Here is a 17,633-nt window from a genome sequence, read left to right on the forward strand (position 1 = left end):
GCAGGAGAAGTCGTGGGGGAGTCTATCAGGCCTTCAGGTCCTGTAGCAGTCAGGACACGGGGCTGTGTTGTTGTTTCTGTTGGCGTTGCGCCACCCAGAACTCCACCAGCTCACGTAACTGCGACAATTCCACCGGTTTGGCCATGTGCCCATCCATGCCCGCCTGGCGTGCGCGTTCTTTGTGTTCCGAGAGGATGTGCGCGGTGAGTGCCACCACGGGGGTGCGAATGCGTTGGTGACTGACCTCCCAGGCGCGCAGTTGCTGGGTGGCCGAGAAGCCATCGAGGATCGGCATTTCACAGTCCATCAACACCAGGTCGTAGCGCTGGGCTTTCATGGCTTGCAGTGCTTCTTCGCCATTGCTGGCGGTGTCCGGGTTGAGGTTGAGCTTGCCGAGCATGCCGCGAATCACTTTGGTGGAGATGCTGTTGTCTTCGGCCACCAGGATCTTGAAATCGCTGGGCACGGTCACTTCCACCGGCGGGTTGAGCATCGCGCGTGGCGCAACGCCGCCTTTGTTGCGTTGGGTCAGCTCGTCGGCCAGGGTGGTTTTGAGGGTGTAGCCGGCCACCGGCTTGGCGAGGATGCGCTTGATCCCGCAGTTGCGTGCGATGATCTTGCTCGGCGCATTGCTGATGCCCGTGAGCATGATCAGCAGAATGTCGTGGTTCAGGCTCGGGTCTTCTTTGATTTTCGCCGCCAACTGCATGCCGGTCATGCCGGGCATGTTCTGGTCCAGCAGCACCACATCAAAGTAGTCGCGCAGGTGCGCCTTGGTGCGCAGCAACGCCAGGGCTTCCTTGCCCGACGGTACGGCGCTTACATTCAGGCCCCAGGCCGTGCATTGCTGCACCAGCACCTTGCGGCAGGTGTCGTTGTCGTCCACCACCAGCACGCGCGCGTCCTTGAGCGGGCCGTCGAGGTCGGAGGTCGGGTGTTCCAGGCGTTCCGGGTCCAGGGGCAGGGTCAGCCACAACGTGCTGCCCTGATGGCTGCCGCTTTTGACGCCGAACTCGCCGTTCATCAACAGGATAAGCTGGCGTGCGATCACCAGGCCCAGATGGCCGCTCAAACGGGTGGCCGACAGGAAGTTTTTGCTGTGCAGTTCACTGTGCAGCAGCGCATCACGCTCGGCGGCGTCCATGGGTAGGCCGCTGTCTTGCACGGCGATGCGCAGGCGCGGCTTGGTGCTGCGGTCGTCCAGGGCGACGACGATCAGCACTTCACCCTCATCGGTTTTGTGCAGGGCGTTTTCCAGCAGGCTCAACAGCGCCTGGCGCAGGCGTGTGGGGTCGCCGCTGATGACGCGGGGCACCTGAGGCTGGATGAAGCTGATCAACTCGACGTTCTGCTGCTCGGCCTTGGCGCGGTAGATGCTCAGGCAGTCTTCGATCAGCGCATTGAGGTCGAATTGCACATCATCCAGCTCGATCTGCCCGGATTCGAGCTTGGAGATGTCGAGGATCTCGTTGATCAGCGTGAGCAGTTCGTTGCCGGCGCTGTGGATGGTCTGCACGTAGTCGCGCTGCTTCACCGACAACGGGGTGCCGAGCAACAGTTCGGTCATGCCCAGCACGCCGTTCATGGGGGTGCGGATTTCGTGGCTGATCTTGGCCAGGAACTCGGCCTTGGCGGCGATCTCGGCGTTGCTGGCGGCCAGGTCGCGGCTGAGGCTGAAGCGCGCCTCGACGATAGCGCGCTGGCGCTCACCCAGGGCCAGGCTCATCAGCAGGCCGCTGAGGCAGATGAACGCGAGGAGTGTGACGATCAAACCCTGGGGCGAGATCATGGTCAGGCCCAGCAGCGCCGGGAGGATGATCAGCGTGCCGATATTGAACACCACCATGCCCGCCACGAATAAACGCGCCGGCCGATAGCCTTTCTGCCAGTGATACGCCGAGACAAACAACATGCTCAGGCCCGCCAGGGCTACCAGGGCGTAGGTGATGATGTTCAGCGGCAGGGTGTTGACGAACAACAGCAACAGGCCGGACAGCACGATAAACAGGATATCGGCCATCAACAGTTTGTTCAGCGGGTGCGGCCCCAGGGGCATGAAGAAACGGTAGGCGAACATCAGCCCGCATGGCGCGGTCAGAAGCAGCGCCAGGTAGGCGCCTGGGGTCTGGATCGCGTGCCAGTTCGGCAACCACGGGCCCACCAGGTTGAGCAACAGCGCGAGGCTCAGCATCAACAGCACTTCGCAGGCCGCGAGCCACAGGCTGCTGCGCGAGCGATGGTAGGCAAAGCGTGAGAAGTTATGCAGGATCAGCATCATCAGGCAGCCGAACAGCAGGCCGTAGATCAGCGTCTGGGTCTGGTCGGCGGCGGCGAGCACGGCCGGTCCAAGGGTGATATAGGGGCGCAGCTCGTGTTCCGATACCAGGCGCAGATAGACTTCCAGGGGCTTCTGACTCTGGGGTATCGGCAGCATGAAGTCGGTGCTGGGCAACGGGCGTTCCGCCTGGGGCTGGCGGGTGCCGGTGGTTTGTTGCTCCACCAGAGTGTCGCCGTCCAGGACATACAGGCTCAGGTGGGACAGGTCCGGGGCGAATACCCGAAGTACTTGCTCGTGCTTGCCCGGTTGCAGCTTGAAACGTACCCACAACGCGCCGTCCGGTTGCGCGGCGGTAATGCGGTCCAGTTCGATGGGGCTGAATTGGTTGGTGTAGCGGGGGGAGCGGATGTCGCTCAGTTGCAGGTCGGCCTGTTCATCAAGCAATACTGCCCAGCCACTGCCCTGTGCGGCGGCCTGGGCCGGGAACAGGCAGAGCAGCGTCAGCAGACTGACAGTGAAACCTATGGCGATCCTGAGCCAGCGCACGGCGAAATCCCTTCGTAGGTTGATGCACGGGTTAACTATGCGCGGGGAGCCTGTATACGGCAAGGGCCAGAGGCCCTTGCCTAACCGAACGGATAGTTAGTGTTACTGCGTTTCGCCGCGTTCACGGGCAATGGCGCGGTAGCCGATGTCGGTGCGATAAAAGCAGCCGTTCCAATCGATTTTACTGGCCAGCTTATACGCCTGTTGTTGCGCGGCATCGACGCTGTCACCCATTGCGGTGGCGCACAGCACACGGCCACCGGCGGTCACGACCTGGCCATCCTTGAGGGCGGTGCCCGCATGGAACACCTTGCCTTCCAGGGTCGCCGCCGCGTCCAGGCCTTTAATCACATCGCCTTTGGCGTAGTCGGCAGGGTAACCACCGGCCGCCAGCACAATGCCGACGCTCGGGCGTGGGTCCCACTGGGCTTCAACTTTGTCCAGGGCTTGGGCGAGGGCGGCTTCCACCAGCAGTACCAGGCTCGACTGCAGACGCAGCATTACCGGTTGGGTTTCCGGATCACCGAAGCGGCAGTTGAACTCGATAACTTTCGGGTTGCCGGCCTTGTCGATCATCAGCCCGGCGTAGAGGAAACCGGTGTAGACATTGCCTTCGTCGGCCATGCCGCGCACGGTTGGCCAGATCACCAGGTCCATGACGCGCTGGTGCACTTCGCTGGTGACCACTGGGGCAGGGGAGTATGCGCCCATGCCGCCCGTGTTCGGGCCGCTGTCGCCGTCGCCGACGCGCTTGTGGTCCTGGCTGGTGGCCATCGGCAATACGTTCTTGCCGTCGACCATCACGATAAAGCTGGCTTCTTCGCCGTCGAGGAATTCCTCGATTACCACGCGCGAGCCGGCATCACCGAACGCGTTGCCGGCGAGCATATCGCGTACGGCGTCTTCGGCTTCCTGCAGGGTCATCGCGACGATCACGCCTTTGCCCGCGGCCAGGCCATCGGCCTTGATCACGATCGGCGCACCTTTTTCACGCAGGTAAGCCAGGGCCGGCTCGATTTCGGTGAAGTTCTGGTAGTCGGCGGTCGGGATCTTGTGGCGCGCCAGGAAGTCCTTGGTGAACGCCTTGGAGCCTTCCAGCTGTGCAGCACCGGCGGTTGGGCCGAAGCAATCCAGGCCACGGCTGCGGAACAGGTCCACAACGCCGGCAACCAGCGGCACTTCCGGACCGACGATGGTCAGAGCGACGTTCTGCTCTGCGAAGTCCGCCAGTTGTTCCAGGGCCAACACGTCGATGGCGACGTTTTCGCACTTGGCTTCAATTGCGGTGCCGGCGTTGCCGGGGGCTACGAAAACTTTCTGGACGCGCGGGTCCTGGGCAACTTTCCAGGCCAGGGCATGTTCACGGCCACCGCTGCCAATGATGAGGACGTTCAAGTCAGACTCCTTCGAGGGAAGTTAAAAGCTGCAAGCTGCAAGCGGCAAGTAAAAGCAATCTGTATTGCTCCACCCTGCGTTGCGCAGCCTTGAATGAGTAAGGCTGCAAGCGAAAGTAAAAGCGACTCTGGTCTGCTCTTGCTTGGCGCTTGCAGCGATAAGCGGGCTACTTTACGCAGTGGCTTAGTGGCGGAAATGGCGCATACCGGTGAAGACCATCGCGATGCCTGCCTCATCAGCCGCGGCAATCACTTCTGCGTCGCGCATCGAACCGCCCGGTTGGATCACGGCGGTCACGCCGGCCTTGGCGGCGTTGTCCAGGCCATCACGGAACGGGAAGAACGCGTCGGATGCCATCACCGAACCCACAACCTGCAGACCGGCGTGCTCAGCCTTGATCGCGGCGATACGCGCCGAGTTCACGCGGCTCATCTGGCCGGCGCCGACACCGATGGTCTGGCGGTTCTTGGCGTAGACGATGGCGTTGGACTTAACGTACTTGGCCACTTTCCAGGCGAAGATCAGGTCGTTGATCTCTTGCTCGGTCGGTGCGCGTTTGGTGACCACTTTCAGGTCGTCGCTGCCGATCATGCCGATGTCGCGGCTCTGTACCAGCAAGCCGCCATTGACGCGCTTGTAGTCCCAGGCAGCGGCGCGTTCCGCCGACCATTCGCCACAGGCCAGCAGGCGCACATTGGCCTTGGCGGCAACGATGGCGCGGGCTTCTTCACTGACGCTTGGTGCGATGATCACTTCAACGAATTGACGGTCGACGATGGCCTTGGCGGTCTCGGCGTCCAGTTCACGGTTGAAGGCGATGATGCCGCCGAAGGCCGATTCGGTATCGGTGGCGTAGGCCAGTTCGTAGGCTTGGCGAATGCCGCCTTCAGCGTCCGGGCTCACCGCCACGCCGCATGGATTGGCGTGCTTGACGATTACGCAGGCCGGTTTGACGAAGCTTTTCACGCATTCCAGCGCGGCATCGGTGTCGGCCACGTTGTTGTAGGACAGCTCCTTGCCTTGCAGTTGGGTCGCGGTGGCGATCCCGACTTCGGCCGGCTTGGCTTCCACGTAGAACGCCGCGCTCTGGTGCGGGTTCTCGCCGTAGCGCATTTCCTGCGCCTTGATGAACTGGCTGTTGAAGGTGCGCGGGAACTGGCTGCGGCCTTCAGTGCTCAGGGTGTCGGCGGCCTGGTTCACGGTGCCCATGTAGTTGGCGATCATGCCGTCGTAGGCGGCGGTGTGTTCGAACGCCTTGAGCATCAGGTCAAAACGCTGGGCGTAGGTCAGGCCACCGGCTTTCAGGCTTTCGAGCACCTGGGCGTAGTCGCTGGCGTTGACCACGATGGCCACGTCTTTATGGTTCTTGGCCGCCGAGCGCACCATGGTCGGGCCGCCGATGTCGATGTTTTCGATGGCGGTCGGCAGGTCGCAGCCTGGCTTGTTGATGGTGGCTTCGAAGGGGTAGAGGTTAACGGCCACCAGGTCGATCGGCTTGATGCCGTGCTCGGTCATGATGGCGTCGTCGATACCGCGACGGCCGAGGATGCCGCCGTGGATTTTCGGGTGCAGGGTCTTGACCCGACCGTCCATCATTTCTGCGAAACCGGTGTAGTCCGCAACTTCTACTGCGGCCACGCCGTTGTCCTGCAGCAGTTTGAAGGTCCCGCCCGTGGAGAGAATTTCCACGCCCAGGGCTTCCAGCTCCCGGGCAAATTCGAGGATGCCGGTCTTGTCGGAGACGCTGATCAAGGCGCGGCGGATCGGCAGGCGGGTAGTCTGGTCGGTCATTTCAATTTCCATCAAAAGCAAAGGAGTCAGCAAAAAAGGCGACCGGTTTTACGCGGGCGCCTTTCTGGTTTGATTGAATGCTTACAGCAAATCGTATTGCTTGAGCTTTTTGCGCAAGGTGCCACGGTTGAGGCCCAGCAGCTCACTGGCTTTGGTCTGGTTGCCCTTGACGTAGTTCATCACGCTTTCGAGCAAGGGCGCTTCGACTTCGGAGAGCACCAGGTTGTACACGTCCGTGACGGAAGCACCCTCAAGGTGGGCGAAATAATTGTGCAGCGCCTTCTCGACACTCCCGCGAAGGGTCTGGCCTTCTTCGCTCGGCGTGTTGAGGTGCTGTTTCAAATTGATGTTGTCGCTCACGGGTGTTGTTCCACTCACTAAAGTCTCGGTCATCATCGTCATGCGGCCACCCCTTTTCCGTCCCCTGCTCTCAGGCTCTTGTCTCGTTCGGCAAAAAACTCTCGAACGGCGGTGACCTGTGCTTGCGTTTCATCCAAACGATTGAAGCCGGCGCGAAACTCCCTGGCGCCCGGCAGGGTTGCGAGATACCAACCCACATGCTTACGAGCGATGCGCACGCCCATCACATCGCCATAGAAGGTGTGAAGGGCAGCCAGATGCTCTAGCAGAATACGTTCCACCTCGACCAGCTCCGGCGCCGGCATCACGTCGCCGGTACGCAAAAAGTGTTCGATCTCACGGAAAATCCACGGCCGCCCCTGGGCGGCCCGGCCAATCAACAAACCATCGGCACCGGTTGCGTGCAGCACGCGCCGGGCTTTCTCGGCTGAGTCGATATCGCCATTGGCAAAGACCGGCATCGACACCGCCTGCTTGATCGCGGCAATGGTGTCGTACTCGGCTTCACCGGTATACAGATCGGCGCGGGTGCGGCCATGCACCGCCAGCGCTGTGATGCCTGCCTGTTCGGCGATCTTCGCCACCGTCAGGCCATTCTTGTTGTCCCGGTCCCAACCGGTCCGAATCTTCAGGGTCACCGGCACATCCACTGCGGCGACAACGGCCTGCAGGATCTCGGCAACCAACTGCTCATCTTTCAACAGGGCGGAACCGGCGGCCTTGTTGCAGACCTTCTTGGCCGGGCAGCCCATGTTGATGTCGATGATCTGTGCGCCCAACTCCACGTTGGCTCGGGCCGCATCCGCCAGCATCTGTGCATCACCACCGGCGATCTGTACCGAGCGGGGCTCGGGATCACCTTCGTGGATCATGCGCATCCGCGATTTGCGGGTGTTCCACAAGCTCATGTCGCTGGTGACCATTTCCGAGACTACAAGACCCGCGCCCAAACGTTTGCAGAGCTGACGAAAGGGCTGATCGGTGACGCCCGCCATTGGGGCGAGAATCAAGCCGTTGTGCAATGTATATGGGCCGATGCGTACCGCCGACATAGGACTTCCCTGTTGTGGGGCCGGATCATTAGAGTTCGAAAAAGGGTTGGCATGATACCCGCTCTCGATGACTGGATAAAGGCTGAATTGGATAAAATCTGAACAGTTATTTCTTTATCGCCGCCGGTTTGGTTGGGTGGCGTGGGGTCAATAATCCACCGTCAAGCTTCTGCGCGTGGGTCGATTCACTCCGGGGAATGGAAGCTCAGGCTGTAATTCACGGCTTTGTTGCCTGGATCGAGGATGTCCAGGGAGATATGAATCGGGGTCTGCGATGGCATTTCGCTCACGCCGGCCAATTCGCCGCTCAGGTATTCGGCGGGTTTGAAGCGACGACTGGCAATCAGGTTGCCATTGAGGTCGGCAAAGCGCAGCTCCAGCAGGGGGAACGGCTGGGAGAACGTTGCGCGGTTGTAGATGATGGCATCCACGACCAGCGCTCCGGCGAACTCCGGGTGGCTGCGCACTACCAGGTTGCTGCTCTTGATGTGGGAGATATCGACCCGCGATGGCACGGTGCAGCCCAGGGTGGGGCACAGTTGCTGGAACCATGGGCGGTAGGCGTCCTGGCGCGCCAGGTCGTCGAATTGGTAGGCGATGTACTGGGCGGCCAGGCCGGCGGCCGCGATCAGCACCAGCAGGATCCAAATCAGGCGACGGCCCCAGCCCGACGGACGTTTTTGCGCGTACAGGTGCAAGGGATCGTCTTCGAGGTCCTGCAGCACGTCGTCGTGCACCCCAGGCTCCGGACGCAGGCGTTTGCGACGCGGTTGTGGGCGTTCTTCGTGTTCCGGCTCATCTGCTGCTAGGGTGAGCGGCGTGAAGGGCGGGTCGCGGTCTTCATCGTCCGGCGCGGCGTGCAACGGCGGTTCGTCGTCAATCGCGTTGGCGTGCAGCGTCATGGACGGTTCGGTGCGCTGATTGGCCGCAGAGGCTTGAGGCGGTTCAGGTTCGTCTTCGGCGGCGCTGGGGCGCTCCTGCGGCGGTTCGCTGAACAGGCTGGTGGCCCATTTTTCTTCCTCGGCCTTGACCGTTTCGCGGCTGGCGCTGAGGGTGTCTTCTTTTTGCCGGCGGTCGGCGCCGGGCTGACGACGCTCCGCGCCCGCCGGCAGGGTGTGCTGAATCTCGCGGCGTTCGAGCTTGGCCAGTTCCTCGTCGAGGTCCAGGTTGTCCAGGTCCAGCTCTTCGGCGGTCCACTGCTTCTGGCTGATCGCGCGCTGTGGCTCTGGCTCGGGCGTTGCCTCGGGCGTCGGCTCAGTGGCGGCCGGCTGTTCCGGCGCAGGCGCGTGGGCGCGCTGCTCCAGCAATTGGCGAGCGGCATTGAACACTTGCAGGCATGAGCCGCAGCGCACCACGCCGCGGGCCACACTCAATTGAGCGTGGTTGACGCGAAAGCGTGCGTGGCAATGCGGGCACTGGGTGACGAAACTGTCGGTCATGCGGCCATCCGATTCAGGCAAGCGCTCATTCTAGCGCCGACGTCCGCTGATGCGTACCCAGCCGTCGCGGTTGGCGATCGGGTCCAGCTCGAAATCCTTGGCATACGCCGCAGCGACGTCTTCGCCCTGCTCGGCAAGGATGCCCGACAGCGCCAGACGTCCGCCAGGCTTGACCAGGCTCGACAATTGCGGCGCCAACGACACCAGTGGCCCGGCGAGGATGTTCGCCACCAGCACATCGGCCTGCACCTGAGGCAGGTCCTCAGGCAGGTAGAGTGGGAATTTGCCTTCAGGGATATGGTTGCGCCCGGCGTTATCGCGGGAGGCTTCCAGCGCCTGCACGTCGATATCGGTGCCCACCGCTTCTTTGGCGCCCAGCAGCAGCGCGGCAATCGCCAGGATCCCTGAACCGCAGCCGAAGTCCAGCACGTGGCTGTCGGTCAGGTCCTGGCCGTCCAGCCATTCCAGGCACAGCGCGGTGGTGGGGTGGGTGCCGGTACCAAACGCCAGGCCCGGGTCCAGCAGCAGGTTGACCGCGTCGGGCTCCGGTGCGGCGTGCCAGCTCGGCACGATCCACAGGCGCTGGCCGAAACGCATTGGCTGGAAGTTGTCCATCCAGCTGCGTTCCCAGTCCTGGTCTTCGATCACTTCACTGTGATGTTCCGGCAGCGGGCTGCCGGTGAGCAATTCCATGTGGGCCAGGACGGCGGCGGCATCGGTGCCGTCTTCGAACAGGGCCAGCAGATGGGTGTGGGACCACAACGGCGTGGTATTGAGTTCCGGTTCGAAGATCGGCTGGTCTTCGGCGTCCATGAACGTCACCGATACCGCGCCGACTTCGAGGAACGCGTCTTCGTAGGTTTCGGCTTGTTCTGGGCTGATGGCGAGACGGACTTGCAGCCAAGGCATGGCGGGCACCTTTGAAAAGAATGAGTGTGCAGCGGGGTGGGGCTGCGAAAGGGCGCAAGTTTACGCCAGCGGCGGGCAGAAGACGACAGACACAGAGCAAATGTGGCAGGGGGCAAGCGCCCTCCCGCATTTGCTCTGTGTACACCTTCAAAACACAGGGCCCGGAAACAACAAAACCGCCCGAAGGCGGCTCTGTTGGGTGGAGCACTTACTGGTTGGCCAGCTTGTGTTCCAGGTAGTGAATGTTCACACCACCTTCGCAGAAGCCTTCATCACGAACCAGATCCCGGTGCAGCGGGATGTTGGTCTTGATGCCGTCGACCACGATTTCGTCCAGGGCATTACGCATACGGGCCATGGCCTCGTCGCGGGTGGCACCCCAGGTGATCAGCTTGCCGATCAGCGAGTCGTAGTTGGACGGAACCTTGTAGCCGCTGTACAGGTGCGAATCCACACGTACGCCGTTGCCGCCTGGCGCATGGAAATGCTTGACCAGGCCAGGGCTTGGGATAAAGGTTTTCGGGTCTTCGGCGTTGATACGGCACTCCAGGGAGTGGCCGTGCATCTTCACGTCGTCCTGGGTGAAGGACAGCACGTTGCCAGCGGCGATGCTGAGCATTTCCTTGACGATGTCGATACCGGTGACCATCTCCGACACCGGGTGCTCTACCTGCACGCGAGTGTTCATCTCGATGAAGTAGAAACGACCGTTTTCGTAGAGGAACTCGAAGGTGCCGGCGCCACGGTAGTTGATGTCGATGCACGCCTTGACGCAGCGAGCCAGCACTTCCTGCCGGGCTTTTTCATCCAGGCCCGGAGCCGGTGCTTCTTCCAGCACCTTCTGGTGACGGCGTTGCAGCGAGCAATCGCGATCGCCCAGGTGGATGGCGTGGCCCTGGCCGTCGGACAGTACCTGCACTTCCACGTGACGTGGGTTGGTCAGGTACTTCTCCAGGTAGACCATCGGGTTGCCGAACCAGGCGCCCGCTTCGGAGCGGGTCTGCTTGGCGGCTTCGATCAGGTCTTCTTCCTTGTGCACCACGCGCATGCCGCGACCACCACCGCCACCGGCGGCCTTGATGATCACCGGGTAACCGACTTCGCGACCGATGCGCAGAGCGGTTTCTTCGTCTTCAGGCAGTGGGCCGTCGGAGCCTGGAACGGTCGGCACGCCGGCCGCGATCATGGCGTCCTTGGCCGATACCTTGTCGCCCATCAGGCGAATGGTTTCGGCTTTCGGGCCAATGAAGGCAAACCCGGATTTTTCCACCTGTTCGGCGAAGTCGGCGTTTTCCGCGAGGAAGCCGTAGCCGGGGTGGATGCCATCAGCGCCGGTCACTTCAGCGGCCGCGATGATGTTCGAGACTTTCAGGTACGAGTTCGTGGCCAGTGGCGGGCCGATGCAGATGCTTTCGTCCGCCAGTTTCACGTGCATCAATTCGGTATCGGCCGTCGAGTAAACAGCGACGGTCTTGATGCCCTCTTCCTTACAGGCGCGCAGGATACGCAGCGCGATCTCGCCGCGGTTGGCGATCAGGACTTTTTGCAGTTTCTTCGCAGGTTTCAACATCGAAGGCGCTCCGCGGTTCAAACGATGGTGAACAGCGGCTGGTCGTACTCAACCGGCTGACCGTTTTCTACCAGGATGGATTCGATGACGCCGGCTTTTTCGGCAGTGATGTGGTTCATCATCTTCATCGCTTCAACGATGCAGATGGTGTCGCCCACTTTCACGGTCTTGCCGACTTCAACGAAGGCTGGCGAAGTCGGTGCCGGGGTGCGGTAGAAGGTACCGACCATTGGCGACTTGACCACGAAGCCGTTCAGCGCAGGCGCGGCTGGGGCAGCAGGGGCGGCGGCGGCAGGCGCGGCAGCTGGAGCAGCAGCGGCTGGAGCCGGTGCTTGCATCTGCGGTGCGTAGAACTGTTGGGCCGGGGTCTTGCTGTGGCGGCTGATCCGTACGGACTCTTCGCCTTCCTTGATTTCCAGCTCGTCGATACCGGATTCTTCCAGCAGTTCGATCAATTTCTTAACTTTACGGATATCCATGAATCATCAACTCCCAAGGGTCGGTCAGGGGCGTTTAGCCTGTTCTTCAACGTGTTCCAGGGCGGCCTCCAGGGCCAGTCGGTAACCGCTGGCGCCAAGGCCGCAGATCACTCCTACCGCTACGTCGGAGAAGTAAGAGTGATGGCGGAAAGCTTCGCGTTTGTGCACGTTCGATAAATGCACTTCGATGAATGGGATGCTCACCGCCAGCAGCGCGTCACGTAATGCAACACTTGTATGCGTAAAAGCGGCGGGATTGATCAGGATAAAGTCCACGCCTTCGCCGCGCGCGGCATGGATGCGATCAATCAGTTCGTACTCGGCATTGCTTTGCAGGTAGAGCAAATGGTGGCCGGCTTCACGCGCCCGTCGTTCCAGGTCGAGGTTGATCTGGTCCAGGGTTACCGCCCCGTAGACGCCCGGTTCGCGGGTGCCAAGCAGGTTCAGGTTGGGTCCGTGAAGAACCAGTAAGGTCGCCATCGGCTGTTCCTTGTTATTGGTGGGAGTACGGCAGAACCCGGCGACTATGCCGCAAAGCCTTTGTGACTGTCCAGTTCTATGCAGTAGGCAGCACGATTAGCGAGGATTGCGCGAAATTTGTGACCGGGGCCAGTGATCCGGTCATTGATTGTCCGGTTCTGAAATGTTGGGGTGGGTGCACTCACGAATGCAGCGGGTCAGCCATTGCGCCCCTCACTGATCCGCTGCATTCGAGCGCAAGCCCGCACATTTTGATCGTCCCATGGGTGGCGATCGCGTCAGACGCGGAAGGCCTGCACCGCCGTGTTGAGCTGCCCACCCAGCACCAGCAGGCGCTCGCCCTGGCTGCGGCCCTGGCCGATGCGCAGCAAGTTGTCCTCACCCAGTTGGTGGATGCGCTCACTGTTATCGCGAATTTCGCTGACGGCGCCACTTTGCTGCGCCGTGACATCGGCAATCCGCACGGCGGTGTCGGCAATGGTCTGGATCGCCCCGACGATTTCGTCCAGCGCGCCGTCCGCCGCTTGCGCCTGCTGAGCGGTGGCTTCGGCGTGTTCGACCTGGGCGCGCATGCCTTCCACGGACCGGTGGGCAGCGCTTTGCAGGTTGCTGATCAAACCCTGGATTTCGGCGGTGGCGCCCGCGGTGCGCTGGGCCAGGGTGCGTACTTCGTCGGCGACCACGGCAAAGCCACGCCCGGCTTCACCGGCGCGGGCGGCCTCGATGGCAGCGTTGAGTGCCAGCAGGTTGGTCTGGTCGGCAATCGAGCGAATCACCGTCAGTACGCCGCCGATGGTGGCGGACTCTTCGGCGAGTTTTTCGATCATCTGCGCATTTTGCTGCACCTCACCCACCAACGCATGCAGGCCGGTGAGGCTCAGGCCGATCACCCGTTGGCCTTGCTCGACCGCCTGGCCCGCGCTGCGGCTGGCGCCGGCGGCCTGGCTGGCATCGCCAGCCACTTGCTGGATGGTGGCTTCCAGTTCGCCCAGGGAGTCGCGGATCTGCGCCGTGTCTGCGGCCTGGCGTCCGGCACCATCGTGCAGGCCGCTGCTCAGTTCGGCGAGGGCGCGGCTGCTGCCGGCCACTTCCTGCGCATTGCCGCGAATAGTGCCCACCAAGTCCACCAGATAAGCGCGCAAGCGGTTCAGAGAGGCTTCGATATCGTGCAATTCGCGATTGGTTTTGCCCAGGGCGATCGGCTGGCTGAAGTCGCCTTCGCCCCAGGTCGACAGCGCTGGCGCCAGGTTGGTCAACACCCGCGCCAGGCGTCGTTGCAGGGTGTCGATCAGCAGCGCAATCAGCAGGATCAGGCCGATCATTACACCCTGCATCATGCGCACTTCGCCCTGGATGATGGCGTGTTGGGCGCGCACCACCGGTTCAAGACCGGCGATGGCCTGTTGCACGGCGTTTATTTTCAGATGGGTGGCGGCCGCCAGGTCGGCGCGTTTCTGGATCTGTTCGCGGGTGCGCTTGAGTTCAGCGGGGTAGCGGGTCAACAGGCTGTTGAGTTCGCGCTTGAGGTCAACGCCGGAGTCCTGGACTTCAGCTTTCTCGGTGTTTTCCAGGCCCATCAGCGTGGAAAAATCGTCAGTGTTGGATTCAGTGCTGGCCTTGACGCCGAGCAATGGCAACGACTCCAGCAAATCGGCCTGGCTGCGGATAGTGCCGACTTCGCGCTCTACATCGTCGGCCAGTTCAGCGCGACCGCTGCTTACCAATTTGTCGCGGGCCAGGGACAGCTTGCTCAAGTGTTGGGATGCCGCCAGCAGCGGCGGCAGATAACGCGAGGCCTCAGGCGTATTCACGCCCAGGGCATACCCGCTCAACTGTTCCAGGTTCGCGCCCAGTTCGCGCTCGGCTTGCAGCAGCAGGGCTTGCGGGTCGCCGGCCAACTTGCCGGCGGCCAGCAGGTCGGTCTTGCTGAAGGCCTCCAGGTCTACCAGGCTGGGGCGCAGGTTTTGCGCCAGGTCGGCGGGCAGTTCATCCAAGTGCTGCAGCAGGCTTTCCAGGCTTTGACTGGCGCTGCTCAAGCGCAGGGCATCGCCACTGGCCAGGTAGTCGTTGATGTTGCGGGCCGCCTGATTCTGGAAGGTCTGCGACAGCGACAGGTAGCGTTCCATCAGTAAATAGGGGCGTTCCAGCGCGCGTTGCGACCACCACAGTGTGGCCCCAAGTGCGAGGCACACGGCCACCAGAAGAAGGGTGTTGAGATTGGTCAGCAGCTTCAGGCGCATGCGTGGTTTCAACCGACGGCAGAAGATAAGTGCCTGAAGTTATTGCGTTTCTGTTACAGCGTTATGACGGACTCAGTGGATTCCGGTGAAAAGATGGCACTTTGCTTTGATGTGCGTGCCGCTTGCACGCGGTTGCGTCCGGCCCCCTTGGCGCGGTACAGCGCTTCGTCGGCCTGGGCGGCCATCATCAGGCTGTCGGAGTCGTCGCGCAGTTCCACCACCCCGGCGCTGAACGTGCACCACAGATCCTGCGGCTGGGCCGGATAGTGGATTTCGGCAAAGCGCCCGCGGATCTCATCGAGCACCTGGCAGGCCGACTCCAGGTCGGTGTCGGGCATTACGATGGCGAACTCTTCACCGCCGTAGCGCCCGATATAGTCGGTCTTGCGCAAGCGCTGCTTGAGGAACAGCGCCAGGCTCTTGATCACGCGGTCACCCATGGGGTGGCCATGGCTGTCATTGACGCGCTTGAAGTGGTCGATGTCGAGCATGGCAAAGCTCAACGGCTTGTTCTCGCGGCGCGCGCGGAAGCTGCAGTCTTCGAGCAGTTGCAGGATATGGGTGTGGTTGTACAACCCGGTCAGGCTGTCGCGCACCATCCGCGCCTTGAGGTGGCGGGCGCGGGCCGCGCGGTTGCGCACGGTGGTGATCAGGTGACGCGGCTTGATCGGTTTGGTGAGGAAGTCGTCGCCGCCTTCGCTCATGGCGTCCAATTGTTTGTCCAAGTCGTCTTCGGCCGAGAGGTAAATGATCGGAACACTGACATAGCGGTCGTTGTGGCGTATCACCTTGGCCAACTCGGTACCGGTACAGGCCGGCATATACATGTCGAGGATAATCAGGTCGGGCTGAAAGTCCGCCAGTTCGGCCATGGCCTGGATCGGCTCGATCAAGGTGCGGGTGACAATGCCGGCGCTGTTGAGCAGGCGCTCGGTATGCAGGGCCTGGGCCCGCGAGTCGTCGATGATCAGCACTTTGTAAGGCTCGTACTGGGCAATACAGGTGAGCACTTCGATTTTTTCCAGCAGGCTGGACGCTTCCAGGGTGCCGGTCAAAAACTCCTGGCCGCCAGCGCGCACAGCGGCCAGGCGGGTAGGCGTGTCGGTTTCATGCAGGCTGAAAAACAGCAGCGGCAGCTTATGTTCCAGGCCTTCCTGGGCTTCGGCGGCGAGCTTGAGGCCCAGGCCGGCACCGCAGAAGTCCACGTCCATCACAATGGCTGAAGGTAAACGCTCGGCCATGGAGGCACGAAACGCCGCCACGCTGTCCAGGGACTGGGCACTCATGCCAAAGAATTCGAGTTGCTTGGCCAGGCGCTCGGCACGGTCGTGATCGGCCAGCATCACGTAGATCGGCTTGCGCATCGGCGGCAGGTAGGTTTGTTCGAGCAAGTCGCCCTGGCGCAGGCCGGTGCGGGACAAGCGCTGCATCAAGCGGTTGAGTTCGGTGATCAGTTGGCTGCTGAGGCGGCCGCGGTTTTCATCCACGGCCTTGAGCGACTCGCCGATATGCTGAGCCAGTTTGCCGTGCTCGGGCTGTTCAAATCGCTCGGCAAAGCGCAGTAGGCGCAAGTTGGCTTCGCTGAGTTCGGACAGGTCGGCGCCTGACCATTCGCTGCGCTGCAGGCGCTGCCAGATCTCAAGAATTTGACGTGCCTGATGAATCACCCGCTGGGCAAAATGTTGCTTGAGGCGCTCACGGCTGGGGTCTTCTGGCTCGTTCATATCCTGACTACTAGTTTGGGGGGCATGCAGAGGTCGAACTGATGGCTCTATGCTAGCACCTCTTTTCGATCGTATGAGTGTCATACATCAATTAACTGCGAGCCCCTGGCATTCAGTTAATGACCAGGCGGTCGCGCAGCATAAACAGCGTGCATCCTTTATAGTCGAACATCCCGCGCGCGCCAGTTTGATTAAAAGCCCCGCACTGGCGGGCACGATGGGGTAGGGTTGCGGTCGGAATGTTTGAACGCACGCCATCAATTCAAGTGCATGAACTCAAGTGATTGAAAGGATATCGCCATGCTGGACTGGAAAAACCGTGCAGGCAGCGCCAAAGGCCCCGCCCCTGAGCCCAAGTCGGCCAACCGCAGCTATTTTCGTACAGTGCTGATGAGCCGGGCGGTGCTCAGCGTCCTCGGCCTGTACCTGTTGGCCACCGGTGCCCTGGGTTGGTACTGGAGCGAAGAGCCGGCACTGTTCCCGGTCCAGCAGAATGCGCAAATTGCTGCCGAGAAAGACGGCAAGCAAATGGTGCTGGGCTACACCACCGTCGAAACCCTCAAAACCGTGGCCGGCACCTTGCTGAATAAACCCGGTGGCTATATTTCCAATGACCGTTTCCCGCCGGGCCTGTGGATGGACAACATGCCCAGTTGGGAATACGGCGTGCTGGTGCAGGTACGTGACCTGACCCGCGCCTTGCGCAAAGACTTTGCCCGCTCCCAGTCGCAGTCGGCCGAAGACGCTGACCTGGCCAAGGCCGAGCCGCGCTTCAACTTCGACAACAAGAGCTGGGTGCTGCCTTCCAGCGAGTCGGAATACCAGGAAGGCATCAATTCCCTGAGCCGCTATGAAGCCCGTCTGTCCGACCCGAACCAGCGCGGCGCGTTGTTCTACGCTCGTGCCGACAACCTGAACAACTGGCTGGGCGATGTCGCCACCCGCCTGGGCTCGCTGTCCCAGCGCCTGTCGGCCAGTGTCGGCCGGGTCAAATTGAACACCGCGCTGAAGACCGAAGCACTGGCGCCGGGTCAAGCGCCGCAAGTCGATGAAGAAGTGGTGGAAACCCCTTGGATGCAGATCGACAACGTGTTCTACGAGGCCCGTGGCCAGGCGTGGGCCTTGTCCCACCTGCTGCGTGCCATTGAAGTCGACTTTGCCGACGTACTGGCCAAGAAAAACGCCACCGTCAGCGTGCGCCAGATCATTCGTGAACTGGAAGCCTCGCAGGAACCGGTGTGGAGTCCTATGATTCTTAACGGCAGTGGCTTCGGTGTACTGGCGAATCATTCGCTCGTGATGGCCAACTACATTTCCCGAGCCAACGCTGCAGTGATCGATTTGCGTCAGCTCCTCAATCAGGGTTGATG

General features: G+C 61.6%; 13 protein-coding genes. 1 reads left to right on the forward strand and 12 read right to left on the reverse strand.

From position 1 onward, the window contains the following. Positions 1 to 49 precede the first annotated feature (49 nt). The 12 genes from KZX66_RS06160 to KZX66_RS06215 all read right to left on the reverse strand — a co-directional run bounded on the left by KZX66_RS06160 (position 50) and on the right by KZX66_RS06215 (position 16,263). Positions 50 to 2,824: a hybrid sensor histidine kinase/response regulator gene (locus KZX66_RS06160; RefSeq protein ID WP_248077614.1), complete on the reverse strand. Its 2,775-nt coding sequence runs from the start codon at positions 2,822 to 2,824 to the stop codon at positions 50 to 52. A 102-nt stretch (positions 2,825 to 2,926) separates the two neighbouring features. Continuing rightward, positions 2,927 to 4,219: a phosphoribosylamine--glycine ligase gene (gene purD, locus KZX66_RS06165; RefSeq protein WP_248077616.1), complete on the reverse strand. Its 1,293-nt coding sequence runs from the start codon at positions 4,217 to 4,219 to the stop codon at positions 2,927 to 2,929. Positions 4,220 to 4,402: 183 nt separating this feature from the next. Continuing rightward, positions 4,403 to 6,010, reverse strand: a complete 1,608-nt coding sequence (gene purH, locus KZX66_RS06170) for a bifunctional phosphoribosylaminoimidazolecarboxamide formyltransferase/IMP cyclohydrolase (RefSeq protein ID WP_248077619.1) — start codon at positions 6,008 to 6,010, stop codon at positions 4,403 to 4,405. 81 nt (positions 6,011 to 6,091) lie between these two features. Then, complete coding sequence (fis, locus tag KZX66_RS06175; protein WP_221540807.1) at positions 6,092 to 6,412, reverse strand: DNA-binding transcriptional regulator Fis; 321 nt, start codon at positions 6,410 to 6,412, stop codon at positions 6,092 to 6,094. Further along, positions 6,409 to 7,422 carry a tRNA dihydrouridine synthase DusB gene (gene dusB / locus KZX66_RS06180; RefSeq protein WP_248077622.1) on the reverse strand — a complete coding sequence of 338 codons (1,014 nt, stop codon included), beginning with the start codon at positions 7,420 to 7,422 and terminating at the stop codon, positions 6,409 to 6,411. The genes fis and dusB overlap by 4 nt, the downstream gene beginning before the upstream one ends. A 185-nt stretch (positions 7,423 to 7,607) precedes the next feature. Beyond that, on the reverse strand, positions 7,608 to 8,861 hold the full coding sequence (locus KZX66_RS06185) for a DUF3426 domain-containing protein (protein WP_248077624.1): 1,254 nt from the start codon (positions 8,859 to 8,861) through the stop codon (positions 7,608 to 7,610). A 30-nt stretch (positions 8,862 to 8,891) separates the two neighbouring features. Further along, positions 8,892 to 9,770: a 50S ribosomal protein L11 methyltransferase gene (prmA, locus tag KZX66_RS06190; protein WP_248077627.1), complete on the reverse strand. Its 879-nt coding sequence runs from the start codon at positions 9,768 to 9,770 to the stop codon at positions 8,892 to 8,894. A 208-nt stretch (positions 9,771 to 9,978) separates the two neighbouring features. Further along, positions 9,979 to 11,340, reverse strand: coding sequence for an acetyl-CoA carboxylase biotin carboxylase subunit (gene accC, locus KZX66_RS06195; protein WP_003188188.1), 1,362 nt, complete (start codon positions 11,338 to 11,340; stop codon positions 9,979 to 9,981). Between the two features lie 17 nt (positions 11,341 to 11,357). Beyond that, complete coding sequence (accB, locus tag KZX66_RS06200) at positions 11,358 to 11,819, reverse strand: acetyl-CoA carboxylase biotin carboxyl carrier protein (RefSeq protein ID WP_012721998.1); 462 nt, start codon at positions 11,817 to 11,819, stop codon at positions 11,358 to 11,360. Between the two features lie 24 nt (positions 11,820 to 11,843). Then, positions 11,844 to 12,299 (reverse strand): type II 3-dehydroquinate dehydratase, encoded by a 456-nt coding sequence (gene aroQ / locus KZX66_RS06205; RefSeq protein ID WP_159932734.1) that lies wholly within the window; start codon positions 12,297 to 12,299, stop codon positions 11,844 to 11,846. A gap of 278 nt (positions 12,300 to 12,577) precedes the next feature. Continuing rightward, positions 12,578 to 14,539 (reverse strand): methyl-accepting chemotaxis protein, encoded by a 1,962-nt coding sequence (locus KZX66_RS06210; RefSeq protein ID WP_248077628.1) that lies wholly within the window; start codon positions 14,537 to 14,539, stop codon positions 12,578 to 12,580. Positions 14,540 to 14,592: 53 nt separating this feature from the next. Then, a complete protein-coding gene (locus tag KZX66_RS06215) occupies positions 14,593 to 16,263 on the reverse strand; it encodes a PleD family two-component system response regulator (protein WP_248077629.1) in 1,671 nt (556 codons plus the stop codon). Positions 16,264 to 16,563: 300 nt separating this feature from the next. Here KZX66_RS06215 and KZX66_RS06220 point away from each other — a divergent pair, with 300 nt between their 5' ends. Beyond that, complete coding sequence (locus KZX66_RS06220) at positions 16,564 to 17,631, forward strand: DUF2333 family protein (RefSeq protein ID WP_248077630.1); 1,068 nt, start codon at positions 16,564 to 16,566, stop codon at positions 17,629 to 17,631. Positions 17,632 to 17,633: the final 2 nt, after the last annotated feature.

Source organism: Pseudomonas sp. EYE_354 (assembly GCF_023148575.1).
Classification (GTDB): Bacteria; Pseudomonadota; Gammaproteobacteria; order Pseudomonadales; family Pseudomonadaceae; genus Aquipseudomonas.

What these genes read in the sequence shown, in the direction of transcription:
- aroQ (WP_159932734.1), bottom strand. Translation starts at nt 12,299, where the DNA reads ATGGCGACCTTACTGGTTCTTCACGGACCCAACCTGAACCTGCTTGGC.
- KZX66_RS06220 (WP_248077630.1), top strand. Translation starts at nt 16,564, where the DNA reads ATGCTGGACTGGAAAAACCGTGCAGGCAGCGCCAAAGGCCCCGCCCCT.
- accC (WP_003188188.1), bottom strand. Translation starts at nt 11,340, where the DNA reads ATGTTGAAACCTGCGAAGAAACTGCAAAAAGTCCTGATCGCCAACCGC.
- KZX66_RS06215 (WP_248077629.1), bottom strand. Translation starts at nt 16,263, where the DNA reads ATGAACGAGCCAGAAGACCCCAGCCGTGAGCGCCTCAAGCAACATTTT.
- KZX66_RS06185 (WP_248077624.1), bottom strand. Translation starts at nt 8,861, where the DNA reads ATGACCGACAGTTTCGTCACCCAGTGCCCGCATTGCCACGCACGCTTT.
- fis (WP_221540807.1), bottom strand. Translation starts at nt 6,412, where the DNA reads ATGACGATGATGACCGAGACTTTAGTGAGTGGAACAACACCCGTGAGC.
- KZX66_RS06210 (WP_248077628.1), bottom strand. Translation starts at nt 14,539, where the DNA reads ATGCGCCTGAAGCTGCTGACCAATCTCAACACCCTTCTTCTGGTGGCC.
- accB (WP_012721998.1), bottom strand. Translation starts at nt 11,819, where the DNA reads ATGGATATCCGTAAAGTTAAGAAATTGATCGAACTGCTGGAAGAATCC.
- purH (WP_248077619.1), bottom strand. Translation starts at nt 6,010, where the DNA reads ATGACCGACCAGACTACCCGCCTGCCGATCCGCCGCGCCTTGATCAGC.
- dusB (WP_248077622.1), bottom strand. Translation starts at nt 7,422, where the DNA reads ATGTCGGCGGTACGCATCGGCCCATATACATTGCACAACGGCTTGATT.
- prmA (WP_248077627.1), bottom strand. Translation starts at nt 9,770, where the DNA reads ATGCCTTGGCTGCAAGTCCGTCTCGCCATCAGCCCAGAACAAGCCGAA.